The sequence below is a fragment of the Enterobacter cloacae complex sp. genome, from assembly GCF_900322725.1.
Taxonomy (GTDB): domain Bacteria; phylum Pseudomonadota; class Gammaproteobacteria; order Enterobacterales; family Enterobacteriaceae; genus Enterobacter; species Enterobacter quasihormaechei.
This window is the reverse complement of record NZ_LT991957.1, coordinates 1,556,067-1,581,678: the sequence shown is the minus strand read 5'-3', so window position 1 is coordinate 1,581,678 and position 25,612 is coordinate 1,556,067. Positions and strand designations below refer to the sequence as shown.

General features: G+C 55.8%; 20 protein-coding genes and 1 pseudogene. 11 read left to right on the top strand and 10 right to left on the bottom strand.

Going from position 1 to position 25,612, the window contains the following annotated elements:
* Positions 1-215: 215 nt before the first annotated feature.
* Positions 216-1,154: a malate dehydrogenase gene (mdh, locus tag DBR02_RS07955; protein WP_107534002.1), complete on the top strand. Its 939-nt coding sequence runs from the start codon at positions 216-218 to the stop codon at positions 1,152-1,154.
* 87 nt (positions 1,155-1,241) lie between these two features.
* On the opposite strand, the gene degS is transcribed toward mdh, so the two are convergent.
* From degS to zapG, 3 genes are all read right to left on the bottom strand, one after another.
* Positions 1,242-2,309 carry an outer membrane-stress sensor serine endopeptidase DegS gene (degS, locus tag DBR02_RS07950; RefSeq protein ID WP_003860430.1) on the bottom strand — a complete coding sequence of 356 codons (1,068 nt, stop codon included), beginning with the start codon at positions 2,307-2,309 and terminating at the stop codon, positions 1,242-1,244.
* Positions 2,310-2,401: 92 nt separating this feature from the next.
* Positions 2,402-3,769 (bottom strand): serine endoprotease DegQ, encoded by a 1,368-nt coding sequence (gene degQ / locus DBR02_RS07945; protein WP_107534001.1) that lies wholly within the window; start codon positions 3,767-3,769, stop codon positions 2,402-2,404.
* Positions 3,770-3,939: 170 nt separating this feature from the next.
* Positions 3,940-4,338, bottom strand: coding sequence for a Z-ring associated protein ZapG (zapG, locus tag DBR02_RS07940; RefSeq protein WP_003860432.1), 399 nt, complete (start codon positions 4,336-4,338; stop codon positions 3,940-3,942).
* A gap of 189 nt (positions 4,339-4,527) precedes the next feature.
* On the opposite strand from zapG, the gene zapE reads away from it, so the two are divergent.
* The 6 genes and pseudogenes from zapE to DBR02_RS07905 all read left to right on the top strand — a co-directional run.
* Complete coding sequence (zapE, locus tag DBR02_RS07935) at positions 4,528-5,652, top strand: cell division protein ZapE (RefSeq protein ID WP_107533999.1); 1,125 nt, start codon at positions 4,528-4,530, stop codon at positions 5,650-5,652.
* Between the two features lie 299 nt (positions 5,653-5,951).
* Positions 5,952-6,380 carry a 50S ribosomal protein L13 gene (rplM, locus tag DBR02_RS07930; protein WP_006178824.1) on the top strand — a complete coding sequence of 143 codons (429 nt, stop codon included), beginning with the start codon at positions 5,952-5,954 and terminating at the stop codon, positions 6,378-6,380.
* Positions 6,381-6,395: 15 nt separating this feature from the next.
* Positions 6,396-6,788 (top strand): 30S ribosomal protein S9, encoded by a 393-nt coding sequence (gene rpsI, locus DBR02_RS07925; protein ID WP_003860436.1) that lies wholly within the window; start codon positions 6,396-6,398, stop codon positions 6,786-6,788.
* A gap of 307 nt (positions 6,789-7,095) precedes the next feature.
* Positions 7,096-7,734: a stringent starvation protein SspA gene (gene sspA / locus DBR02_RS07915; RefSeq protein ID WP_107533998.1), complete on the top strand. Its 639-nt coding sequence runs from the start codon at positions 7,096-7,098 to the stop codon at positions 7,732-7,734.
* Between the two features lie 5 nt (positions 7,735-7,739).
* The gene (sspB, locus tag DBR02_RS07910; RefSeq protein ID WP_063867931.1) at positions 7,740-8,240 is read left to right on the top strand and encodes a ClpXP protease specificity-enhancing factor; all 501 of its coding nucleotides are present in this window, start codon (positions 7,740-7,742) and stop codon (positions 8,238-8,240) included.
* 148 nt (positions 8,241-8,388) lie between these two features.
* Positions 8,389-8,811, top strand: a pseudogene (locus DBR02_RS07905) (MFS transporter); the annotation flags it as partial.
* A 93-nt stretch (positions 8,812-8,904) separates the two neighbouring features.
* Here DBR02_RS07905 and codA read toward each other — a convergent pair.
* The 4 genes from codA to gltB form a co-directional block, all read right to left on the bottom strand.
* Positions 8,905-10,185, bottom strand: coding sequence for a cytosine/isoguanine deaminase (gene codA, locus DBR02_RS07895; RefSeq protein ID WP_107533996.1), 1,281 nt, complete (start codon positions 10,183-10,185; stop codon positions 8,905-8,907).
* Entirely contained in the window at positions 10,175-11,425 is a 1,251-nt protein-coding gene (gene codB / locus DBR02_RS07890; RefSeq protein ID WP_107533994.1) for a cytosine permease, read from the bottom strand. The genes codA and codB overlap by 11 nt, the downstream gene beginning before the upstream one ends.
* Positions 11,426-11,611: 186 nt before the next feature.
* The gene (gltD, locus tag DBR02_RS07885) at positions 11,612-13,030 is read right to left on the bottom strand and encodes a glutamate synthase subunit GltD (RefSeq protein WP_063451012.1); all 1,419 of its coding nucleotides are present in this window, start codon (positions 13,028-13,030) and stop codon (positions 11,612-11,614) included.
* 9 nt (positions 13,031-13,039) lie between these two features.
* A complete protein-coding gene (gene gltB, locus DBR02_RS07880; RefSeq protein WP_063867554.1) occupies positions 13,040-17,500 on the bottom strand; it encodes a glutamate synthase large subunit in 4,461 nt (1,486 codons plus the stop codon).
* Positions 17,501-18,187: 687 nt separating this feature from the next.
* On the opposite strand from gltB, the gene DBR02_RS07870 reads away from it, so the two are divergent.
* The gene (locus DBR02_RS07870) at positions 18,188-19,129 is read left to right on the top strand and encodes a TIGR01212 family radical SAM protein (RefSeq protein ID WP_107535629.1); all 942 of its coding nucleotides are present in this window, start codon (positions 18,188-18,190) and stop codon (positions 19,127-19,129) included.
* Here DBR02_RS07870 and DBR02_RS07865 read toward each other — a convergent pair.
* Positions 19,109-20,611, bottom strand: a complete 1,503-nt coding sequence (locus DBR02_RS07865; protein ID WP_107533993.1) for a helicase HerA-like C-terminal domain-containing protein — start codon at positions 20,609-20,611, stop codon at positions 19,109-19,111. The two genes, DBR02_RS07870 and DBR02_RS07865, sit on opposite strands and share 21 nt — an antisense overlap.
* Before the next feature lie 137 nt (positions 20,612-20,748).
* Here DBR02_RS07865 and DBR02_RS07860 point away from each other — a divergent pair, with 137 nt between their 5' ends.
* Positions 20,749-22,386: a dihydroxyacetone kinase subunit DhaK gene (locus DBR02_RS07860; RefSeq protein WP_107533991.1), complete on the top strand. Its 1,638-nt coding sequence runs from the start codon at positions 20,749-20,751 to the stop codon at positions 22,384-22,386.
* Positions 22,387-22,432: 46 nt separating this feature from the next.
* Here DBR02_RS07860 and ahr read toward each other — a convergent pair whose 3' ends face one another.
* Both ahr and DBR02_RS07850 read right to left on the bottom strand, forming a co-directional pair.
* Positions 22,433-23,452: an NADPH-dependent aldehyde reductase Ahr gene (ahr, locus tag DBR02_RS07855; RefSeq protein WP_063867558.1), complete on the bottom strand. Its 1,020-nt coding sequence runs from the start codon at positions 23,450-23,452 to the stop codon at positions 22,433-22,435.
* 83 nt (positions 23,453-23,535) lie between these two features.
* Complete coding sequence (locus DBR02_RS07850) at positions 23,536-24,036, bottom strand: GNAT family N-acetyltransferase (protein WP_107533989.1); 501 nt, start codon at positions 24,034-24,036, stop codon at positions 23,536-23,538.
* 205 nt (positions 24,037-24,241) lie between these two features.
* Here DBR02_RS07850 and DBR02_RS07845 point away from each other — a divergent pair, with 205 nt between their 5' ends.
* A complete protein-coding gene (locus DBR02_RS07845) occupies positions 24,242-25,093 on the top strand; it encodes a DUF3289 family protein (protein ID WP_107533988.1) in 852 nt (283 codons plus the stop codon).
* Positions 25,090-25,608 carry a DUF943 family protein gene (locus tag DBR02_RS07840; RefSeq protein ID WP_107533987.1) on the top strand — a complete coding sequence of 173 codons (519 nt, stop codon included), beginning with the start codon at positions 25,090-25,092 and terminating at the stop codon, positions 25,606-25,608. The genes DBR02_RS07845 and DBR02_RS07840 overlap by 4 nt, the downstream gene beginning before the upstream one ends.
* The last annotated feature ends 4 nt before the right edge of the window (positions 25,609-25,612 follow it).

The following is a 25,612-nucleotide window of genomic DNA, read 5'->3' as shown; positions in this document are numbered from 1 at the left end:
GTTATCAAAATGATGTTGTTTTGGTGGCGTGGCAGGGTGTATTGTAACCCCCTCTTAATACGTTGTTGCCCACAGCCTGATAGCATTCAGGTGAAGGCGAAAGACGTGCGACCTCAAATTCTTTAGCGATGAAAATTGTAATTAATGACGTGCTGAATTATGGTCGCCGCAACGGATTTACAGATACTTAAGTTAACCATAATAAGGAGTTTAGGATGAAAGTCGCAGTCCTCGGCGCTGCTGGTGGTATCGGCCAGGCGCTTGCCCTACTACTGAAAACCCAACTGCCTTCAGGCTCAGAACTCTCCCTGTACGATATTGCTCCGGTAACCCCAGGCGTGGCGGTTGACCTGAGCCACATCCCGACAGCTGTGAAAATTAAAGGCTTCTCCGGTGAAGATGCGCGTCCTGCGTTGCAGGGCGCCGACGTGGTGCTGATCTCTGCGGGTGTTGCACGTAAGCCGGGTATGGATCGTTCAGACCTGTTCAACGTCAACGCGGGCATCGTGAAAAACCTGGTTCAGCAGATCGCTGAAACCTGCCCGAAAGCGTGCATCGGTATCATCACCAACCCGGTGAACACCACCGTTGCTATCGCAGCAGAAGTGCTGAAGAAAGCGGGCGTATACGACAAGAACAAACTGTTCGGCGTGACGACGCTGGATATCATCCGCTCCAATACCTTCGTGGCTGAGCTGAAAGGCAAGCAGCCAACGGAAGTGGAAGTGCCGGTTATCGGCGGTCACTCTGGCGTGACCATCCTGCCTCTGCTGTCGCAGATCCCGAGCGTGAGCTTCACCGAGCAGGAAGTGGCTGACCTGACTAAACGTATTCAGAACGCGGGCACCGAAGTGGTGGAAGCGAAGGCGGGTGGCGGGTCTGCAACCCTGTCTATGGGCCAGGCGGCGGCACGTTTCGGCCTGTCTCTGGTTCGCGCGTTGCAGGGCGAAAAAGACGTTGTTGAATGTGCCTATGTTGAAGGCGACGGTGAACACGCGCGTTTCTTCTCTCAGCCGCTGCTGCTGGGTAAAAACGGTGTTGAAGAGCGTAAGTCTATCGGCACGCTGAGCGCGTTTGAGCAAAACGCGATGGAAGGCATGCTGGATACGCTGAAGAAAGATATCACGCTGGGCGAAGAGTTCGTTAACAAGTAAAACGTCCTCTCCCATAGCAGGCCGGGTAAGCGTAAGCGCCACCCGGCAAAAAAAACCGAAGCACAGGCTTCGGTTTTTTTATGGCCGTCAGTTAGTGGCCGGATATTCCTGAATGGTGACCTGAATCGTCAGCTTCTTATCGTTTCGCATGACTTCAACAGGAATAATGGAGCCCGGTCGAATCTCGGCCACCTGGTCCATGGTTTCAAGCGCAGAGACCGCCGGCGTGCCGTTGACGGAAAGGATAACGTCGTTCACCTGGATGCCCGCATTGGCCGCCGGGCCGCCAGGCGCCACTTCGTTGACCACAATCCCCTGGATCTGATCGATACCCCCACCCTGCGTATGCATCGGCGCGATTTCACGCCCGCCGATACCAATGTAGCCGCGGATCACGCGGCCATCGCGGATCAGCTTGTCCATGATTTTGGTTGCCAGCTGGAACGGAATGGCAAAGCCAATTCCTTCCGGTGTTTCGCCGTCGTTGCTCTTGTCAAAGGAGAGGGTGTTAATGCCCATCAGTTCACCCAGGGAGTTCACCAGCGCGCCGCCGGAGTTACCGTGGTTGATCGAGGCATCGGTTTGCAGGAAGTTCTGTCGTCCTGACGGGTTCAGGCCAATTCGACCGGTCGCGCTGATGATCCCCTGCGTGATGGTCTGGCCCAGGTTGTACGGGTTACCGATCGCCAGCACCACATCGCCGATGTGCGGCGTTCGTTTGCGGTTTATCGGGATAGTTGGCAGTCCGCCCGTGGCGTTGATCTTCAGGACCGCCAGATCGGTCAGGCTGTCCGACCCCACCAGCAGGGCTTCAAACACGCGGCCATCCTGCAAGGCGACGATAATCTGGTCGGCATCGTTAATGACGTGTTTATTGGTGATGATATAACCCCGGTCATCCATGATCACGCCGGAACCGAGCGTGCGGATCTCCAGCTGGTTATGCGCGGAGCTGTTAAGCCCGCGGTTATAAACGTTAACCACGGCGGGGGCGGCACGGCGTACCGCCTGATTGTACGTCGCAGGCGTTTCATCCGTGCTGTCGAACTGGGGAGCCGACAGTTTGTTGAACTGGCGTAAAGATGGCATAGCCACCAGCAGCAGACCGGCAACGATCAAACCAATGACAATTGAACGAAAGAGCTTTAAAAGCATGATGCGTGTGTCGTTAAAAAAGGAACGGTTTGCAGCATAACATGAGTTATCCGGACATCACACGCAGCGGCGATGCCCGGAGTCGCAAATGGTTAACGCAGTAAAATGTACAGAGTGTCGTTGCCACGGATAATTTGCAGGGCAATGACCGCCGGTTTACTCTCCAGCACCTTACGCATTTCCGCAATAGACTGCACACGAGTGCGGTTCACGCCAATAATCACGTCGTCCTGATGTAAACCTGCCTGTGCGGCCGGGCTACTCTTCTCAACGTTAGTGACAGAAATGCCTTTCGTGCCGTTTTTAAGCTGACCGTCGCTCAGCGTAGCGCCCTGGAGCGCCGGGGAGATCTGTTCTGCGCTGGCGGAAGAGGAGGTGCTTTTGTCCAGCGTCACTTCCACGGTCAGCGGTTTGCCCTCGCGGATCAGGCCCAGCTTCACTTTAGCGCCAGGCTCCGTGGTGGCAATACGTGAACGTAATTCAGCGAAGCTGCTCAGCGGTTTATCGTTCAGGCTGACAATAACGTCGCCGGATTTCACGCCCGCCTTTGCAGAGCCGGAGTTGGGCAGCACTTCGCTGACAAACGCCCCGCGCTGGACGTTGAGCTTAAAGGCTTTGGCGATATCGGCGCTCATCTCCATGCCTTTGATGCCCAGCAGTCCGCGCTTAACCTCGCCAAACTGAATCAGCTGTTGAGACAGGGTTTTGGCCATGTTACTCGGAATGGCAAAACCAATCCCGATGCTGCCGCCGCCTGGCGCGAGTATCGCGGTGTTGATGCCGATCAGCTCACCGTTCAGGTTAAGCAGCGCACCGCCGGAGTTGCCCCGGTTGATGGAGGCGTCGGTCTGGATAAAGTTTTCCAGTCCTTCGAGATTCAGGCCGCTGCGCCCCAGGGCGGAGACAATCCCGGAGGTAGCGGTCTGGCCTAAGCCGAACGGGTTACCGACCGCGACGGCAAAATCACCGACGCGCAGCTTATCGGAATCGGCGATGGCGATCTGGGTCAGGTTGCTGGGGTTTTGCACCTGAAGCAGGGCAATATCGCTCTGATCGTCACCGCCGATCAGTTTGGCGTCGAACTCCCGGCCATCGTTCAGCTGAACGCTGATTTTATCGGCCTGGCTGATCACGTGGTTATTGGTCAGGATATAGCCCTTAGCCGCGTCGATAATCACGCCCGAACCCAGTCCTTCAAACGGCTGAGCCTGCTGATCCGGCGCCTCTTCGCCAAAATATTTCTTCAGCTCTTCGGGGATGCGCTGGCTTTGTCGTGCGGTCCCTTCCACCTGCACGCTGACCACCGCAGGCAGGACTTTTTCAAGCATCGGCGCGAGGCTGGGAATGGCTTCTTGTCCGGGCACCTGCGAAGGCAGAGCCGCACTGGCAGGGAAGGAGGCCGAGAGAGATAACCCGACACTTAACGCTAAGGCGCTCAACAGCTGATTTTTTTTCTTCATCGATGCTGACTCTCGTATCCTGGAATGAAAAAGAACGGCCCCAAAAACATCTTGATGTTATTGAATTTTCAACCGCTGAACAATGAGGTGAATGAGTAAATAATAGCTGGGGACGGGAAGAAAGGACGGGCGCATGAGGTGCGCCCGTAAAATTTATTCAGGTTTTGCGATTAATCGCGTTTTACACCACCGCGCAGCAGGCCGGACGCGCCGTCTGAATAGTCGCGTGGCATCTGAACCGGTGCCTGATCGTTACCGGCTTCAGAGTCCGCCAGACGATTGCGGAAGGGGTTGGTCTCTGCGGTCATTTCCGGCAGCAGGCTGCTGGAGCTTTTCGCCATGTGCTGATAGAGCTGGCGATAATCTGTCGCCATGTTGTCCAGCAGCTCGGCGCTACGGGCAAAGTGGCTGACCAGCTCTTCACGATATTCTTCCAGCTCGGCTTTGTTCTTTTCCAGTTCGTATTGCAGTGACTGCTGCTGACGCAATTTGCGGTTACCGAAACGCATGGCCACAGCACCGATGATGATGCCGACGACTAAACCGATTAGCGCATATTCCCAGGTCATGAACTTCTCCCGTTGTCTTGTTGTTCCGTAGGGTGTTGGCTCGGCTCCTGCCTGTGCCTGATTATGCCACTATAACCGCTATTTCCGCAGAAGTGGAATCCTGACGTATCATCGCGTAGTGTAGAACGGCCTTTTTTTCATCAGCCGCGCGCGCTGGTGAGGTTTAACTAAAGGAATAACAACAACATCATGCAAAACCTGTCCCCTTCATCGCGTTACCAACTGGCCCTGAGTGAGGGCACCCACCAGCCGGATGATGTCCAGCGTGAAGCGGTTAACCGCCTGAACACGATATACCAGGAACTTCTGGCGAAACCCGCCGATACGGCGCAGAGCAGCGGGCTGAAGGCGGCATTTGGCCGTTTGCTGGGTAAAAAAGAGCCGCCGGTAAACGCACCGGTTCGCGGCCTATATATGTGGGGCGGCGTTGGACGGGGTAAAACCTGGCTGATGGATATGTTTTACCAGAGCCTGCCCGGCACGCGTAAGCAGCGTCTGCACTTTCACCGTTTCATGCTGCGGGTTCATGAAGAGCTGACGGCGCTCCAGGGCGAAACCGACCCGCTGGAGATCGTGGCCGATCGCTTCAAGGCGGAAACGGACGTGCTCTGCTTCGACGAGTTCTTTGTTTCCGATATTACGGACGCCATGCTTCTGGGGGGGCTGATGAAAGCGCTGTTTGCGCGTGGGATCACCCTGGTGGCAACCTCAAATATCCCGCCGGATGAGCTTTATCGCAATGGTCTCCAGCGGGCGCGTTTCCTGCCGGCCATTGATGCTATCAAACAGCATTGCGACATCATGAATGTCGATGCCGGTGTTGATTATCGTCTGCGCACGCTGACGCAGGCGCACCTGTGGCTTTCGCCGCTGAACGCCGACACCTCCCGCGAGATGGATAAACTGTGGCTGGCGCTGGCAGGGGCGCCGCGAGATAACGCCCCAGCGCTGGAGATTAACCATCGTCCGTTGCCGACGCTGGGCGTTGAGAACCAGACGCTGGCCGTCTCGTTTGCAACGCTCTGCGTGGATGCCCGCAGCCAGCATGACTACATTGCGCTGTCGCGTTTGTTCCATACCGTTATGTTGTGGGATGTGCCCGTCATGACCCCGCTCATGGAGAGCGAAGCGCGCCGCTTCATTGCGCTGGTAGATGAGTTTTACGAGCGCCACGTTAAGCTGGTGGTCAGCGCCGAAGTACCTTTATATGAGATTTATCAGGGCGAGCGCCTGAAGTTTGAGTTCCAGCGCTGCCTGTCGCGCCTGCAAGAGATGCAGAGCGAAGAGTACCTCAAGCGTGAGCATATGCCATAAATGCTACCCTCTCCTTAAGACGGGAACCATGTAGGCCGGGTTAGGCGCAGCCGCCACCCGGCATTTTCCACCGTCTCGAAAAACCCATTCCAAATCACATTTAAGGGTCGATCTTTGACCTCAACTTCTCTATAATCTTGCGACCCCACGTTACGAGAAGGTTTTTTTCCCGAAACTTTCTATGTGTCGGCATGTGCTATTCGAAGGGGTAGGTTTGCCGGACTTTGTCGTGTGAACCTCAACTGACTAAACGTTTGGGTGTTCACCAACGTGTAACTTATTATTTGGGTAAGCTTTTAATGAAAACTTTTACAGCTAAACCAGAAACCGTACAGCGCGACTGGTATGTTGTTGACGCGACCGGTAAAACTCTGGGCCGTCTGGCTACTGAACTGGCTCGTCGCCTGCGCGGTAAGCATAAAGCGGAATACACTCCGCACGTTGATACCGGTGATTACATCATCGTTCTGAACGCTGACAAAGTTGCTGTTACCGGCAACAAGCGTACTGACAAAGTGTACTACCACCACACCGGCCACATCGGTGGTATCAAAGAAGCGACCTTTGAAGAGATGATTGCCCGCCGTCCTGAGCGTGTGATTGAAATCGCGGTTAAAGGCATGCTGCCAAAAGGCCCGCTGGGTCGTGCTATGTTCCGTAAACTGAAAGTTTACGCAGGCAACGAGCACAACCACGCGGCACAGCAACCGCAAGTTCTTGACATCTAATCGGGATTATAGGCAATGGCTGAAAATCAATACTACGGCACTGGTCGCCGCAAAAGTTCCGCAGCTCGCGTTTTCATTAAACCGGGCAGTGGTAAAATCGTAATTAACCAGCGTTCTCTGGAACAGTACTTCGGTCGCGAAACTGCCCGCATGGTAGTTCGCCAGCCGCTGGAACTGGTTGATATGGTAGAAAAACTGGATCTGTACATCACCGTTAAAGGTGGTGGTATCTCCGGTCAGGCAGGTGCGATCCGTCACGGTATCACCCGCGCTCTGATGGAGTACGACGAATCCCTGCGTTCTGAACTGCGTAAAGCTGGCTTCGTTACTCGTGACGCTCGTCAGGTTGAACGTAAGAAAGTGGGTCTGCGTAAAGCACGTCGTCGTCCACAGTTCTCCAAACGTTAATCCATTCTGCTTACGCAGAACGATTGGCGAAAAACCCGCTTCGGCGGGTTTTTTTATGGATAATGCGCAGGTTATCCACAGTAACATTTCATATATCTTCTCTTTTTCCACATTTCCGGCATCCCCTCACCACAAAGCCATCAAAATCTGGTAAACTATCATCCAATTTTCTGCCCAAATATCGGTGAATACTCGATTTTTGTTCGATTCTTGAACAATGTGTCTTCTCTGGGATGGGCGATACTTCATCTGGCTGGCCCCGTTGGGCCGGTAGCAGTAAAAATTCTGAATATACCTGGAGGTTTTCATGGCTGTCGCTGCCAACAAACGTTCGGTAATGACGCTGTTTTCTGGTCCTACTGACATTTATAGCCATCAGGTTCGTATCGTGCTGGCCGAGAAGGGTGTCAGTTTTGAGATCGAGCATGTGGAAAAGGATAACCCGCCTCAGGATCTGATCGATCTCAACCCGAGCCAAAGCGTACCGACGCTGGTGGATCGCGAGCTGACCCTGTGGGAATCCCGTATCATTATGGAATACCTGGATGAGCGTTTCCCGCATCCGCCACTGATGCCTGTTTATCCTGTTGCGCGTGGTGAAAGCCGCCTGTACATGCAGCGTATCGAGAAAGACTGGTACACGCTGATGAACGTTATCGTCAACGGTTCCTCTTCAGAAGTGGATGCTGCGCGTAAACAGCTGCGTGAAGAGCTGCTGGCGATTGCGCCGGTATTTGGTCAAAAACCGTTCTTCCTGAGCGACGAGTTCAGCCTGGTAGATTGCTACCTGGCGCCGTTGCTGTGGCGTCTGCCAACCCTGGGCGTGGAATTCAGCGGCCCGGGCGCGAAAGAGCTGAAAGGCTATATGACGCGCGTCTTTGAGCGCGACTCTTTCCTGGCATCCTTAACTGAACCGGAGCGCGAAATGCGTCTCGGCCGAGGCTAATGACTGTGGAAATGTCACAACTTACCCCACGCCGTCCGTATCTGCTGCGCGCCTTCTATGAATGGCTGCTGGATAACCAGCTCACGCCGCACCTGGTTGTGGATGTGACGTTGCCGGGCGTGCAGGTTCCAATGGAATACGCACGCGACGGACAGATTGTACTGAATATTGCGCCACGTGCAGTGGGTAACCTGGAGCTGGCAAACGACGAAGTGCGCTTTAATGCGCGTTTCGGCGGCGTGCCGCGTCAGGTTTCCGTTCCGCTGGCTGCGGTTCTGGCTATCTATGCCCGTGAAAACGGTGCAGGCACCATGTTCGAGCCGGAAGCGGCTTATGATGAAGAGGTTGCCAGCCTGAATGACGATGACGCATCCGATGAACGCGAAAGCGACCCGGTCATGTCGGTGATTGATGGCGACAAGCCCGATCGTCAGGACGACGACGAGGGTCCCGATGATGAACCGCCACCGCGCGGTGGTCGTCCCGCACTGCGCGTTGTGAAATAAACAAACAGGCCCGACGGGCCTGTTTTGCTTTTTGCCCCTTTTCGCCCCCTCTAATTTCCTGTGTTATGATGCAGCGTTTTCCTTCAATGGCACTGGACTGCAATGAAACCGACCGATCGTAACGCTGAAAACTCAGATGAAACCCTTGGCCGTCTTTGCGATCGGTGGTGCAAATGTCTGGGTGCTGGGCCTGCTGCTCTTTTTCCAGCAGATGCTGGGGCAGGGGATCTCGGGGATCTTACCGAAACTCATCGGTGGTTATTTCGACACCGACCAGCGTGCGGCGGGTCTGGGCTTTACCTATAACGTCGGGGCGTTGGGCGGGGCGATCGCCCCGGTGATTGGCGCGCTGCTGTCGCAGAATATGGCGCTGGGCACAGCCCTGGGATCGCTCTCCTTCGGCCTGACCTTTGTGGTGGTCCTGCTGATTGGGCTGGATATGCCGTCCCGCGTTCAGCGCTGGCTGCGGCCGGAGGCGATTCGAACCCACGACGCCATCGACGGTAAACCTTTCAGCGGAGCCGTCCCGTTTGGCGGCGATAAAAGCGCGTTAGCCAAAAGCAAAAGTTAATCCGCTGGAAAAAACGGCAGGGCGTTATGAGCTCCGCCGTGAGGATATCTTTATGTACGCGATGACGTTTGCCCCGCGGTTTCCAACCCAGAATTAGCGCGTAAACGTCACCGCTTCCGGCTGCGTCAGGTGCACGGTTGTCTGGCTGGGCACCGTCTCGGCAATCACCTTGCCGTGGCGAACAGAGTATCGTGCCGGCGTCTGGCGACGAACGGCATCAAACCCATTCTCTGCCGGGAGGATCACCAGGTTTGCTGAATTCCCAACGCGCACGCCATAGTCCTGCAAATTGAGCGTTTTCGCGCTGTGGGTAGTGATCAGGTTAAGCCCATCGTTTATTTGCCCGTAGCCCATCAGTTGGCAGACGTGCAGCCCCATATGCAGAACCTGAAGCATATTCGCGGTTCCCAGCGGATACCACGGATCGAAAACGTCGTCATGACCAAAGCAGACGTTGATCTCCGCTTCCAGCATTTCTTTGACGCGCGTGATGCCGCGGCGTTTGGGATAGGTATCGAAACGGCCCTGCAAATGCGTGTTAACCAGCGGGTTTGCCACGAAGTTAATGCCTGACATTTTTAACAGGCGAAACAGCCGGGACGTATACGCGCCATTATAGGAGTGCATCGCCGTGGTATGGCTGGCGGTCACGCGCGAACCCATTCCGTCACGATGTGCCAGGGCGGCAACGGTTTCAACAAAGCGCGACTGCTCATCATCAATTTCATCACAGTGGACATCGATCAGGCGGTCGTACTTTCTGGCCAGGGAAAACGTTTTATGCAGCGACTCCACGCCATATTCACGCGTAAATTCAAAGTGCGGGATTGCGCCGATGACATCCGCCCCTAAACGTACAGCTTCCTCAAGCAGTGCTTCTCCGTTCGGATAAGAAAGAATGCCTTCCTGCGGGAATGCCACAATTTGGATATCGACCCACGGGGCGACTTCCTGCTTCACCTCCAGCATGGCTTTCAGTGCCGTAAGCGTGGGGTCCGAGACGTCAACGTGTGTACGTACGTACTGAATGCCGTTGGCGATCTGCCACTTCAGGGTCTGCATCGCGCGGATTTTAACGTCTTCGTGGGTGAGCATCGCCTTACGTTCGGCCCAGCGCTCGATTCCCTCGAAAAGGGTGCCTGACTGGTTCCAGTTCGGTTCACCCGCCGTTTGCGTTGTATCCAGATGGATATGCGGTTCGATGAAAGGAGGGATAACCAGCCCGCATTCAGCGTCCAGCACCTGACCGACTGGCGCAGGGGCAGTTTCCTGAGGATCGATACGGCTGAAGCGTCCGTCCTCAATCGTGATCTGCCATAAACCTTCCTGCCCCTGCAAACGGGCCTGACGGATAGTGAGGGAATTATTCTGCATGGGAAGCCTCCGAAGGATTAGCAAGGGTACGTTTGGCGAATGGGTTTAACACCAAATAGCTGAAGACGCCACCCAATACTGCGTTAACGGGGACAATTCCCGGAATGTAGTGCCCGGCAGCAACACCCAGGGCGACCGAGAAAATGGCAATCCAGTTAACGGACACAAATTTTGCGTGGTCGAAGCTGGCATAACGGCGGCGATTAATCAGATAGTCGGCGATAATCACCCCGCCAATCGGCGGAATCGCTGCCGACAGAAAGGTCAGCCAGCCAACGAAGTTGTTGTATAGCCACAGCGCGCACAGCGTACCGATAATGCCATTCATCACCGACAGCGTACGGCTGGAAAGGCCAGTAATATTGGCGAAACCCAGACCAGAGGCGTACAGCGCGTTGTCATTGGTGGTCCAAATATTCAGGCCGAGAACGACAATCGCCGGCAGCAGCAGTCCCTGGGCGATCATCACGTCAGAAATATCGGCCTGTCCTACGGCGGCAGCGCCTGCCGCACCGAAGATAAACATCAGCGAGTTGCCAAGGAAAAATGCCACCATCGCCACCAGAACGGCCCCTTTGGCATTGCGGCCAAAGCGGACGAAGTCGGCGGTCAGCGTGCCTGCGCTGATAAACGAACCTACAACCAGCGCCAGCGCGCTGGAAAAGTTGAGCGGCGTCTGCGGCACAATGGATTTGAGGTGGTCCAACCCTCCCACGCCGTCCACCGCCAGCCAGACGGAGTAGCTACCCAGGATGACGATAGCGGGTACGGCGATGATGGATAAAATCGTCAGTGCCGAGATGCCAAAAAAAATGGTCAACGTCATCAACAGGCCGGAAACCGCAATCAGGATGTTCACGTCGATGTCCGTGGCTTTACTCACCGGGATGGCAAACATCGCTACGCCGACGCCAAACCATCCTACCTGCGTACCGCCTAAAAGCATGGAGGGAAGCCAGGACCCTTTTATACCGAACGAGTAACGCGCAAGAAGATGGGTTGAGAGGCCGGTTTTCGCGCCAATGTAACCAAGAAAAGCAGTGTAAATACCGAGGAGGAGATTGCCGAAGAGAACTGCGAGGAAGAAATCATTATAGGAAAGACCGGTACCGAGCGTGCCTCCGGTCCACATACTGGCGGAAAAAAACGTTAACCCTAACATCACAAAAGTGAGTGGAACCACGCCTTTCCGCGCCGCCAGAGGAACGGGGCCCTGGCTATAATTGTTATCTTGCGACACAACGCCTCCTTGAATTTTGGCCAAAAAATCCGCCGCATAATATACATTTTTTTCAACAATGCAAACGTTTACGTCGGGATTTACGCTGCTTTTTAGGGGTAGAGGGTATCGTTGACTAAGGATAGGTTACTGAAAACAGGCTCCCCGGCGTTCCGCGTTATGCTTCTGCCGGGGAGTCAGAGGGGCTTATACTTCCAGGAAGTTCATGATCCCGTCAGCCGCTTTACGCCCTTCGGCAATCGCGGTAACCACCAGGTCTGAACCGCGAACGATATCGCCACCGGCGAAGATTTTCGGGTTGCTGGTCTGGAAGGCGTTGTCGCTGCCTTCCGGCGCAATCACGCGGCCCTGAGAGTCCAGCTCTACGCTGTGCTTCGCCAGCCACTCCATGCTGTGAGGGCGGAAACCAAACGCCATCACCACGGCGTCGGCCGGGATCACGTGCTCAGAGCCTGCCACGATCTCCGCGCGACGACGACCTTTCGCATCCGGCGCGCCCATCTCCGTGCGCGCCATCTTCACGCCGCTCACCTTACCGTTGGCGTTCACTTCAATGCCCAGAGGCTGGATGTTGAACTGGAACTCCACGCCCTCTTCACGCGCGTTTTTCACTTCGCGCTTAGAGCCCGGCATGTTCTCTTCGTCACGACGGTAGGCGCAGATGACGTGCGCCGCGTTTTGACGAATGGACGTACGCACGCAGTCCATCGCGGTATCACCGCCGCCCAGCACGACAACGCGTTTACCTTCCATGCTGACAAACGGCTCGTCGGCGGTTTCGCCGTAGCCCATCAGCTGTTTGGTGTTAGCAATCAGGAACGGCAGCGCGTCGTACACGCCTGGCGCATCTTCGTTCTCCAGACCACCGCGCATGGACTGATAGGTGCCCACGCCCAGGAACACGGCGTCGTAATCCTTCAGCAGATCGTCGAGCTGCACGTCGCGGCCCACTTCGGTGTTGAGTTTGAACTCAATGCCCATGCCGGTGAAGATTTCACGGCGGCGGGTCATCACCTCTTTTTCCAGCTTGAAGGCCGGGATGCCGAAGGTCAGCAGGCCGCCGATTTCCGGATGACGGTCAAAAACCACCGCCTTCACGCCGTTGCGTGTCAGCACGTCGGCACAGGCGAGGCCTGCCGGACCCGCGCCGACGATCGCCACGCGCTTGTCGGTTTGACGCACGCCGGTCATATCCGGACGCCAGCCCATCTCGAAGGCTTTATCGTTGATATAGCGCTCGATGTTGCCGATGGTCACCGCACCAAACTCGTCGTTCAGCGTACAGGAGCCTTCGCACAGGCGATCCTGAGGACACACGCGCCCGCACACTTCCGGCAGGGTGTTGGTCTGGTGAGACAGCTCGGCGGCTTCAAAAATACGCCCTTCGTTGGCCAGCTTCAGCCAGTTCGGAATGTAGTTATGGACCGGACATTTCCATTCGCAGTAAGGGTTACCGCAGGACAGGCAGCGGTCTGCCTGTGCTTTGGCCTGGCCTTCTGAAAACGGCTCATAGATTTCAACAAATTCAATTTTACGGATCTTCAGCGGTTTCTTTGGCGGATCAACACGCTGAAGGTCGATAAACTGGTAAACGTTCTGGCTCATCTGAATTCCTTACTGCGCCTGCACGCGCAGCTCTGCTGCGCTACGACTACGGTGACCCAACAGGGCTTTAACATCGCTGGACTTCGGCTTAACCAGCGCGAATTTCGCAGAGAACGCTGGCCAGTTCGCCAGGATCTCTTCGCCGCGCGAAGAACCGGTATGCTGCACGTGTTCGGTTATCAAACCGCGCAGGTGTTCTTCGTGAATGGCCAGCGAATCAACGTCCAGCACTTCCACCAGTTCCGGGTTCACGCGCTTGCGGAACTCACCGTCTTCATCCAGCACGTAGGCAAAACCGCCCGTCATGCCGGCGCCAAAGTTCACGCCGGTTTTACCCAGGACGCACACAATTCCGCCCGTCATGTATTCGCAGCCGTTATCGCCGATGCCTTCCACCACGGTGATGGCACCGGAGTTACGCACCGCAAAACGCTCGCCCGCACGGCCCGCAGCAAACAGACGACCGCCGGTCGCACCGTACAGACAGGTGTTGCCGATGATGCTGGCTTCATGGCTGCGGAAGGCTGAACCCACCGGAGGACGCACCGCCAGCAGACCGCCCGCCATGCCTTTGCCGACGTAGTCGTTGGCATCGCCGGTCAGGTATAACTCAACGCCGCCGGCGTTCCACACGCCGAAGCTCTGGCCCGCGGTACCGCTGAAGTGCGCGGTAATCGGATCCGATGCCAGCCCCTGGTCACCGTGCGTTTGCGCGATGTAACCGGAGAGGGACGCGCCCACGGAACGATCGGTGTTGCGGATGTCAAACCAGAACGTTTTGCTCTGCTTCTCGTCTACATACGGCTTCGCCTGTTGCAGCAGCTGCGCGTTCAGCACGCCGTTGTCGAACGGCGGGTTGTTCTCGGTGCAGTAAACCGCTTTGCCAGGATGCGGCTCAGCCGTTTCCAGCAGCTTAGACAGCTCCAGCTTCTGCTGCTTGGCGGTGAAGCCTTCCAGCTCTTTCAGCAGGTCGGTACGACCAATCAGATCCACCAGACGCTTCACGCCCAGCTGCGCCATCAGCTCGCGGGTTTCACGGGCGATGAAGTCAAAGTAGTTGGTCACCTTGAACGGCAGGCCGTGATAGTGATTCTTACGCAGCTTCTCGTCCTGGGTCGCAACGCCGGTTGCGCAGTTGTTCAGGTGGCAAATACGCAGGTATTTACAGCCGAGCGCAACCATCGGGCCGGTACCGAAGCCGAAGCTTTCCGCACCCAGAATCGCCGCTTTGATGATGTCGAGGCCGGTTTTCAGACCGCCGTCCACCTGCAAACGGATCTTGTGGCGCAGGCCGTTAGCCACCAGCGCCTGCTGGGTTTCCACCAGGCCAAGCTCCCACGGACAGCCCGCGTATTTCACGGAGGAGAGCGGGCTTGCGCCGGTGCCGCCGTCGTAGCCGGCAATGGTGATCAGGTCCGCATAGGCTTTCGCCACGCCGGTGGCGATGGTGCCGACGCCCGGCTCGGAGACCAGCTTCACGGAGATCATCGCTTTCGGGTTGACCTGCTTCAGGTCGAAAATCAGCTGCGCTAAGTCCTCGATAGAGTAGATATCGTGGTGCGGCGGCGGGGAAATCAGCGTCACGCCCGGCACCGAGTAGCGCAGTTTGGCGATGTACGGCGTGACTTTATCACCCGGCAGCTGACCGCCTTCGCCCGGTTTTGCACCCTGAGCGACCTTAATCTGGATCACGTCGGCGTTAACCAGGTAGGCAGGGGTCACGCCAAAGCGGCCGGACGCCACCTGCTTGATGCGCGACACTTTGTTGGTGCCGTAACGGGCCGGATCTTCACCGCCCTCGCCGGAGTTGGAGTTGCCGCCGATGCTGTTCATGGCTTCCGCCAGCGCTTCGTGCGCTTCCGGGCTCAGCGCGCCGATGGACATCGCCGCGGTATCGAAGCGTTTAAACAGTTCGGATGCCGGTTCTACGTCGTCGATGCTGACAGCCTCGTCACCCGGATTCAGGGCAATAAGATCGCGCAGCGTCGCTGCCGGACGGTTGTTCACAAGCTCGGCATACTGCTGATAATCGCTGTACTCGCCGCTCTGTACCGCCTGTTGCAGCGTGCGCACCACGTCAGGGTTATACGCGTGGTACTCGCCCCCGTGGACATATTTCAGCAGGCCGCCCTGTTCCAGCGGCTTACGTGCCAGCCAGGCGCGCTTCGACAGGTTCACCAGATCCTGCTGGAAGTCAGCAAAACCGGCGCCGCCGATACGGCTGATGACGCCCTGGAAGCAGAGGTTCGCGACATCGTCGTGCAGGCCGACCGCTTCAAACAGCTTCGAGCAGCGGTAAGAGGCGATGGTCGAGATGCCCATTTTGGACATGATCTTGTACAGGCCTTTGTTGATGCCGTTACGGTAGTTCAGCATCACCGCACGGTAGTCTTTGTCGATGGCGCGGGTGTCTACCAGGCGGGCCAGCGTTTCGTAGGCCAGGTACGGGTAGATCGCCGTCGCACCGAAGCCTAGCAGCACGGCAAAGTGGTGCGGATCGCGGGCGCTCGCGGTTTCAACAATGATGTTGGCATCGCAGCGCAGGCTCTTGTCGACCAGACGCGTCTGAATAGCCCCCACCGCCATTGGCGCAGGCACCGGCAGACGGTTTTTCGCGATGTTGCGGTCAGACAGCACCAGCAGAACGGTGCCGTTACGCACCATCTGCTCGGCTTTGTCGCACAGCGCATTCACCGTCTCTTCGAGGCTCGTTTCGGTCACGTCGAACGTAATGTCGAGCGTGTCGGCGCGGTAGTGCTCCTCGGTCATGGTGGTGAGCTGTTTAAAATCGGAATACAGCAGGATCGGTGATTTAAAGGTCAGACGGTGCGCCTGGCCTTCGGCTTCACAGAAGACGTTCATCTCGCGACCGATGCTGGTGGCCAGCGACATCACGTGCGCTTCGCGCAGCGGATCGATTGGCGGGTTGGTTACCTGCGCAAACTGCTGACGGAAATAGTCGTAAATAATGCGCGGCTGGCTGGAGAGCACGGCGAACGGGGTGTCGTCACCCATTGAGCCGACCGCTTCCTGGCCGTTTTCGCCGAGTACGCGAATAACCGAGTCCAGCTCTTCCGCGCTGTAGTTAAACTGTTTCTGGAAGCTCGCGAGGGTATCGTCGTCCATCTCGCGGCTGCCCACTTCGTCGTCAGACAGATCTTCGAACGGCACCAGGCGACGGACGTTTTTCGCCATCCACTCTTTATACGGATGGCGGCTTTTCAGATCGTTATCGGTTTCCGCAGAGTGCAGAATTCGGCCGCCGCGGGTATCAATAACCATCAGCTCGCCCGGACCGACGCGGCCTTTCTCGACCACTTCGTCAGGCTGATAATCCCAGATGCCGACTTCAGAGGCGCAGGTGATGAGCTTGTCTTTGGTGATGACGTAGCGCGCCGGACGCAGACCGTTACGATCCAGGTTACAGGCAGCGAAGCGACCGTCGGACATCACGATGCCCGCCGGGCCGTCCCACGGCTCCATGTGCATGGAGTTGAAATCGAAGAACGCGCGCAGCTCCGGATCCATATCCGGGTTGTTCTGCCAGGCCGGTGGCACGAGCAGACGCATAGCGCGCACGATATCCATCCCGCCCGCCAGCAGCAGCTCCAGCATGTTATCCATGGAGCTGGAATCCGAGCCGGTTTCGTTCACGAACGGCGCGGCATCGTGCAGGTCAGGGATCAGCGGGGTCTGGAACTTATAGGTACGGGCGCGCGCCCACTGGCGGTTACCGGTGATGGTGTTGATCTCGCCGTTGTGCGCCAGGTAGCGGAACGGCTGTGCCAGCGGCCAGCGCGGCACGGTGTTGGTGGAGAAGCGCTGGTGGAACAGGCAAATGGCCGATTCCAGACGCAGGTCCGCCAGGTCCAGGTAGAAGCGCGGCAGGTCAGCCGGCATACACAGACCTTTATAGATGTTCACCAGGTTCGAGAGGCTACAGACGTAGAACTCTTTATCGTCCTGGAGACGTTTTTCGATGCGGCGGCGGGCGATGAACAGACGGCGTTCCATATCACGTGGACGCCAGCCCGCAGGCGCGTTAACGAAAATCTGTTCAATACGAGGCAACGAGGAGAGGGCGATTTCACCGAGCACCCCTTCGTTGGTTGGCACATCGCGCCAGCCGACAATCGACAGGGTTTCGCGCTGAAGTTCTTCTTCAACGATGCGGCGTGAGGCGGCCGCTTTTTCAGGATCCTGATTCAGGAACAGCATGCCGACGGCGTAGTTTTTGGCTAAACGCCAGCCGCGCTCTTCCGCCACAATGCGGAAGAAACGATCCGGTTTTTGCAGCAGCAGGCCGCAACCGTCGCCGGTTTTACCATCGGCAAGGATGGCGCCACGGTGCTGCATACGGGCCAGTGCGTGAATAGCGGTACGCACTACCTTGTGGCTAGGTTCGCCTTCTATGTGGGCGATCAGGCCGAAACCACAGTTATCCTTCTCAAGGGATTTATCGTACAACATATCAGTGAACCTCCCCAGGCTCGTCGGGCTTCCCACTGAACTTTACCGTGGCGCACAGGCGCAGAAAGAGCATGGCGACGGGGTTTGCGTTTCATACGCGGACCTCGCATTCGCCCTCTTTTTCATCCTTTCGCGCAGGTAAACAAGTTTGAGGACTTGCTTCAGAGGGAATCTCAATTACTGCATAAATATGATGAGCAGGCCGCTCATCCAGAAAGCTTCCAGCGGATTTCCAACTTATCGGGAATTAGTACACAGGTCAAATGGCAATCTTATTTATACAAAAATGTGCTAAAGCGTGATTATCTATTTGTTTTTATTGGCTATTTAACTAATTTTACAACCGCTTAAAGCGTCAGGAAGGTGCAGGGGAGTGTGATCTGACTCACTATATGAAAGCGGTATTATTGATGCAGCATGCTGAAATGCGGATTTATGGCAGAATAATAATCTGGTGCAGTATTCGAACCCGCATAAAATCACTGTTTTTCAGTCCTGGCGCTATAAATGAAAAAAACCATCAGAACATAAGGAAAAGTAATTACGCAGCGGATGAATGAAATCTCGGTAATCGTGATTATTTATTCAAATAGATAAAGGCCGTCCAGGGCGATTGATCCAGGTCATCGCCGACAGAGGCTAAAAATGGCAGGCTTGTCCCCTTTCTTCGGGACGGTCTATCAGATTATGCAGTTACAGAAATTAGTCAATATGTTTGGTGGGGATCTTTTGCAGCGTTACGGGCAAAAGGTGCATAAGCTGACGCTGCACGGCGGCTTTAGCTGTCCGAACCGCGACGGTACCATCGGGCGTGGTGGCTGCACGTTCTGCAACGTAGCGTCGTTTGCTGACGAAGCCCAGCAGCATAAATCTATCGCAGAACAGCTCGCGCATCAGGCCAGCCTCGTGAACCGTGCCAGGCAATATCTGGCCTATTTTCAGGCCTACACCAGCACGTGGGCGGAGGTTCAGGTATTACGCTCTATGTATCAGCAGGCGGTCGCTCAGGCGAATATTGTCGGGCTGTGCGTGGGTACGCGCCCGGACTGCGTACCGGAGGCGGTGCTGGATTTACTTAGCGAGTACAGAGAGAAGGGCTACGAGATCTGGCTGGAGCTGGGCTTGCAGACCGCTCACGATAAAACCCTGCACCGTATCAATCGCGGGCATGATTTCGCCTGTTACCAGCGCACCACGCGTCTCGCCCGCGAGCGTGGCCTGAAAGTCTGTTCGCATCTGATTGTCGGCTTGCCCGGAGAAGGGCAGCAGCATGGCCTGGAGACGCTGGAAAAAGTGGTTGAGACCGGCGTGGACGGGATCAAGCTGCATCCCCTGCACATCGTAAAGGGCAGCATAATGGCAAAAGCCTGGGAAGCGGGGCGGTTAAGCGGTATTGAACTCGACGACTATACGGTGACGGCGGGGGAGATGATTCGCCACACGCCGCCGGACATTGTTTATCACCGTATCTCGGCAAGCGCCCGCCGCCCAACGCTTCTGGCACCGCTGTGGTGCGAGAACCGCTGGACGGGGATGGTAGAAATTGACCGTTATCTGCGTGAACACGGTGTGCAGGGGGCGGCGCTGGGCCGCCCGTGGGTTCCCCCGCTACCGGCGACGGCCGCCTAGCAGACTTCCCAGCATGCCGCGCACTATCTGATTGGTAATCTGACGCGTCGCGCTTTTTGCCATGGTCTGCACTACGCCATCGCGCTTGCCGCCGCGTGGCCCGGTGCTGCCGAACAAAATATCTTTCAGCCCGCCGAGAATGCCGTCATCCACGGCAACAGATTGCCCTTTGGCGGCAGGCGCTTCCTGCGATTCGGCGGTTGCCTGCACCCCTTTTTGCAGCATCTCGAACGCGGATTCGCGATCCACCTCGTCTTCATACTTCCCGTAGAGGGGAGAGTGGTTAATCAGGCTGTTGCGCTCATCGTCCGTTACCGGCCCCATGCGCGAGCAGGGCGCGATCACCATGGCGCGCTCGACAACTGTCGGGCTGCCTTTTGCGTCCAGGAACGAAATCAGCGCTTCGCCGGTGCCTAACGCCTGAATGGCCGCTTCGGTATCAAAGGCCGGATTGGCACGCATGGTTTGCGCGGCGGCTTTGACGGCTTTCTGATCTTTTGGCGTAAAGGCGCGCAGGGCGTGCTGTACGCGGTTACCCAGCTGTCCCAGCACGTTGTCAGGAATATCCGACGGGTTTTGCGACACAAACCAGACCCCAACGCCTTTAGAGCGGATCAGGCGGATAACCTGTTCAATTTTATCCAGCAGCACCTGCGGCGCGTCGTTGAACAGCAGGTGCGCTTCGTCAAAGAAGAAGACCAGTTTGGGTTTTTCCAGATCGCCTGCTTCTGGCAGCTGTTCGTAAAGCTCAGAGAGCATCCACAGCAGGCTGGCGGCGTAGAGCTTCGGCATCTGGTAGAGCTTTTCTGAACTCAGAATGTTGATAATGCCTTTGCCGCTGCTGTCGGTGCGCATCCAGTCCTTGATATCCAGCATCGGCTCGCCGAAGAAGTGCTCGGCACCCTGCTGCTCCAGCGTCAGTAGCCCGCGCTGAATGGCACCGACAGAGGCGCTGCTGATATTGCCGTACTGGTTCTGGAAGGATTTGGCGTTATCGCCGATGTACTGGGTGATGGCGCGCAGATCTTTGAAATCAAGCAGCAGCAGCCCCTGATCGTCGGCGATACGGAAGATGATGTTCAGCACCCCGGACTGCACGTCGTTCAGATTAAGCAGACGGGCCAGCAGCAAAGGACCGAGATCGGAGACGGTGGCGCGCACCGGGTGCCCTTTTTCGCCGAAGATATCCCATAGCACGACAGGATTGCCGTGCGGCGTCCAGTCCGTGATGCCGATATTTTTCAGGCGCTCGAGCAGTTTTTCTGACGCCGTACCTTCCTGAGCCACCCCGGTTAAATCGCCCTTCACGTCAGCCATAAAGACTGGCACGCCAATGTCTGACAACGACTCCGCCAGCTTTTGCAGGGTGACGGTTTTCCCCGTCCCGGTCGCGCCTGTGATCAGGCCATGACGGTTCGTCATCGCGGGCAGTAAAAACAGCTCTTTTTCCAGCGTCCTGGCGATTAACAATGGTGTACTCATGATGCACGTCCTCTCGTAGTCCTGGGTGGAGTATAGGCAACCTGACGGCAAAATGTCTGCGTAAATTCCTCACTTTGCGGCGCATTATCCAGTGCGAACTATGCTTTTGCATACGATAAACAAATTTTTGGGAAACTATGTCCAGATTCTTTTTTAACGACCGCAAACAGCTTGTCAACGACGCCATTGAAGGCATACTCCTCTCCGCGCCGCACGGTAATCTCGTCAAACTCGATATCGATCCGGCCATCCGGGTGGTGGCGCGCGGCGACTGGGATAAAAGCCGCGTGGCGGTGATCTCCGGTGGCGGCTCCGGCCACGAACCGGCGCATGCCGGGTTTGTCGGTAAAGGCATGCTCACCGCCGCGGTGTGTGGCGATCTGTTTGCCTCCCCAAGCGTGGATGCGGTTCTCAACGCCATTGTGGCGGTGACGGGCGATCGTGGCTGCCTGCTGATCGTAAAAAACTATACCGGTGACCGGCTTAACTTTGGCCTGGCCGCGGAGAAAGCCAAACGCTACGGTCTGAAGGTGGAGATGGTTATCGTGGCGGATGACATCGCCCTGCCGGATAACAAGCAGCCGCGCGGCATCGCAGGAACCGCGCTGGTACACAAGGTTGCGGGATATGCGGCAGAGCAGGGGAAATCGCTCACCGAGGTGCGGGACATTGCGCAACAGACCTGCGATAACCTCTGGAGCCTGGGGGTTGCGATGCAAACCTGCAACCTGCCGGGGAGCGATGACGAAGAAGGGCGGATCAAACAGGGCCACGTGGAGCTGGGGCTGGGTATTCACGGCGAGCCGGGGGCCTCGGTGGTGGATACGCAAAACAGCAGGGCGATTATTGACACGCTGGTGACGCCGCTGAAAGCCCAGGCGGGTGAAGGACGCTTTGCGGTGCTGATCAACAACCTCGGCGGCGTGTCCGCGCTGGAGATGGCTCTGCTCACCAAAGAGCTGGCACATTCAGCGCTGAAAGCGGAGATCGCTTACCTGATTGGCCCCGCGCCGCTGGTGAGCGCGCTGGATATGAAAGGCTTTTCGCTGACGCTGTTAAAGCTCAACGATTACGTTGAGAAGGCGATTCACGCCGAGGTTGAGACGCTGGGCTGGCAGAAGCCCGTCGCGTTTGCGCCCCTGCGTACCGTCCCACATAGCGCCCTTCATGACCGCGTGGAATATACCCCGTCGGACAATCCGCAGGTGGGCGGGTTCGTCTCCTCGATGACGAATACATTGATTCAGCTTGAAAATCGCCTGAACGCGCTGGATGCCAAAGTGGGCGACGGCGATACCGGCTCAACCTTTGCGCAAGGTGCGCGGGATATTGCGCAGCGTCTGGAGGAGAACAACCTGCCCCTTAACGACGTGCCGACTTTACTCCTGCTGGTGGGGGAGCGGCTGGCTACGGTGATGGGCGGATCGAGCGGCGTATTGATGTCGATCTTCTTTACGGCGGCCGGACAAAAGCTGCATGACGGTCAATCCCTGCCGGATGCGCTGTTGAGCGGGCTGGCGCAGATGAAGCAGTACGGCGGGGCCGATCTCGGAGATCGCACGCTGATCGACGCCCTGCAACCGGCGCTGGAAGCGTTACAGAAGGGCACTGTTCAGGCGGCGGCGCAGGCTGCGCAGCAGGGCGCCGAAGCCACGGCGAAAATGGCGAAAGCGGGAGCGGGACGCTCGTCGTATGTTAACAAGGAAAACCTGGATGGGGTGATGGATCCCGGGGCGGTTGCGGTGGCGGAAGTGTTTAATATATTGGCGCAGTAGCAAAAGTAGGCCGGGTAAGGCGAAGCCGCCACCCGGCAAACTCACATCAGAAATCCGCTTTCAACACCACGCGGTAACGGGCTTTACCGTCGCGCACGTGCTGTATCGCTTCGTTGATTTTCGACATCGGATACAGCTCGGTGGTCGGCGCCACTTTGGTGCGTCCGGCAAACTTCATCAGCTTGCGTAACTCATATGGCGTGCCGGTAGCTGAGCCGGATATGCTGCGATCGCCGCCGATCAGGGTAAACGCCGGAACCGGCAGCGGCTTCATCACCGCGCCCACGGTATGGAAGTTACCGCCGTAGGCCAGCGCTTCAAAGTACGGCTGCCAGTTGAGATCAACGTTGACGGTGTTAATGATCAGGTCAAACTGCCCAGCCAGCGCGTTCAGCGCTTCAGGATCGCGGCTGTTCACCACTTTGTCTGCACCCATCGCCAGCACTTCCTGCTCTTTTGCCGGGTTGGAGCTGAACGCCGTCACTTCACAGCCCATCGCGTGCAGCAGTTTGATGGCAATATGCCCCAGACCGCCAATACCGATCACGCCCACGCGGCTGGTGGCGGTGACGTGGTGCATCAGCAGCGGTTTGAAGACGGTGATACCGCCGCACAGCAGCGGACCTGCGGATTCAATATCAATGCTGTCCGGCAGCGGGATAACCCATTGCCAGTCGGCGCGAAGCTTATCGGCAAAGCCGCCTTTGTTGAGGATGGTAGGAACAGCGCCTTCGGTGCAGTTAACCTGATTACCGCTGATACAGGCGTCGCAGTGGCCGCAGCTGCGTGCCGTCCAGCCGATGCCCACGCGCTGGCCCACTTTCAGCCCTTTGTCCTGCGCGGCGCTGCCGAGCGCCGCAACGCGACCAATCACTTCGTGACCGGCAACCAGCGGATAGCTGGAAAAGCCCCATTCGTTGTCGATCATCGAGAGATCCGAGTGGCAGATCCCGCAGTAATCAACCTGTACCTCGACGTCTTCCGCTTTTAGTTCGCCCGCATCGTACTCGTACAGCTCAAGTTCTGCACCCGCCTGCGGTGCGGCGTAGCTTTTTATCTTCGACATCGCGTTTCCCCTGTTTTGGTGTGAACTGAGAGTGTAGAGCATTCAGTTTACAGTCGCTTAACAGAAGACGGCAGGAACGAAACTTACAGACTTTTCAGCATTCTGACTTCGCAGTCCACGTGGCCCGTGCAGCCCAGTGGCGCGTCGATATGCTCAAAGCCCAGATGTTCATACAGGCCAATGGCCTCTTTAAGGAACGCGGTGGTTTCGAGGTAGCAACGTTTAAAGCCCTGTGAGCGTGCATGTTCCAGGGCGATCAGCGCCAGCTTTTTCGCCAGGCCTTGGCCGCGTATCGCTGGCAGGAAATACATTTTCTGTAGTTCACAGATATCCGGCTCGCTGCAAAGCAGGGGGGCAATGCCGCCGCCGCCCACGACCTGACCGTCCTGCTCGATGACCCAGTACGCATGACCCGGCTGGCTGTACAGCTGAAAAAGTTCGTCCAGATTCGGGTCGGCCACGGTGTAGCCTTTGTCGGCGGTCAGACCGTATTCGGCAGAGACCGTGCGGATAACGGCGGCGATAGCCGGGTTGTCGCTGGTGGATATCCGGCGGAGTGTAGGGAGGGACTGCGTGGAACTCATTTTGTTACTCAATCGAAAAACAATTTATCATAGTGATATTTGATACCACCCTCTTTTCTCTCATGCAAGACCGATATTTACCATGCGAAAATTTTTCATCTTTAACCCGTTTTTTCGTTGCATTGCTCAAGTTTTATTTTTTGAATTTCTCTTAAATTACCTTCTGGTTTAAAGGGGGGTATATTATTTATAAGATTGATGAATTATGAATATAGATGCGCTTTTATCAATGTCTCTGCCGTGTGAGATTTTTTCAACGTTCCATCGTTTCGAAAATTATTATACTGATGATATGCAGTGTGGCGATTTGAACGATTGGGACTTTCAGCAACTGGGTCTGGAGGACATTTCTGCTCGTGTCGACCCATTCAGGTGTTTGAAATTTGATATGATGGCTAGTTTTAACACCCATGCTTTCGGATTCGGACTTCAGCAAAAGCAGGGAAGGCCGATTAGCCGGCAGCACTGCGCAGATATTATGTTCGATGAGATGAAAGAGCTATCTACGCAATTTGCTAGCGGGTTGTATGCTCCTCTTATTGGTGAGCTAATCGACCATTTTCATTACGGCAACGGGCAACCATGGACTGGTGTCCGTTTGAATCACGCGTATGAAGAGATCATCAAGGGTGTTGGAACAAATGATGTGCTGAGGAAAATTTGGGAGGCGATAGATAATCATTTATATTTGAAGCGGCAAGCAAGTCTGGATTATCGTTTTATTACGGATTTGAAAGGAAAAATAAATCATTTGAGGTTACCAAAATTCAATCGTTTTATTGATAGGTTTAATGGTTTGGGGATAAGCATACATGATGTTTATGCGCAACAAATCAAATTGGTACGTTTCCAGCGCTATGCCATGTCATGGGAGGGATTGCTTTCTTTTAAAGGGCAGGATCATTTTGGCCTCGGCAGAGAAGATATTGCTAACGAACTTTATAAAAATTTGCGCTTTTTCCGCATCTGGTTTTTCCTGCAACGACATCGTGATTATGCATTCAAGCCATTTATGACTAACTTTAGTGCGCATATTCCTGTTAAGGGTGGAGTATGAATTCGAAATCTAAAGTCGTTATCGGGAGTCTGGTGTTACTGATATTCAGCTACCTGCTGTGGACACAACGACCTGTCACTGTTATCCGGGCAGGGAGTCAGGTTGAATACGACCCTACGTTTGTGTTAGAGCAGTTCGCGAGCAAAGATAGAAGGTTCGAGTCATACGATATTGTAGTGAATCACTTTCCATTAACCGAGTGGGGGCGAATTCACTGGTACCTGGAACATAAAGAAGAGCTGAAGAAAATATACAATATTCCTTCGAGCGATTCTTATACTATTACTTTTTGGGATATTGGCAGCGGATTTGCTGATATTCAAACATCCAGCAATGGCGATCTGTATTGTTTTCCCCCGAAAAATGATACGGAGAAGCACTGTATCGAAAAAAATATTCTTCTTGATGTTGAATTCGACACGGCAACCTACGAAAGGTTTTCTTTCAGCGGGAGTGAGTATTACTGGATAACTATGCCTGACGGGAAGCTGGTACGAATAAAAAATGCCTTATAAAAGA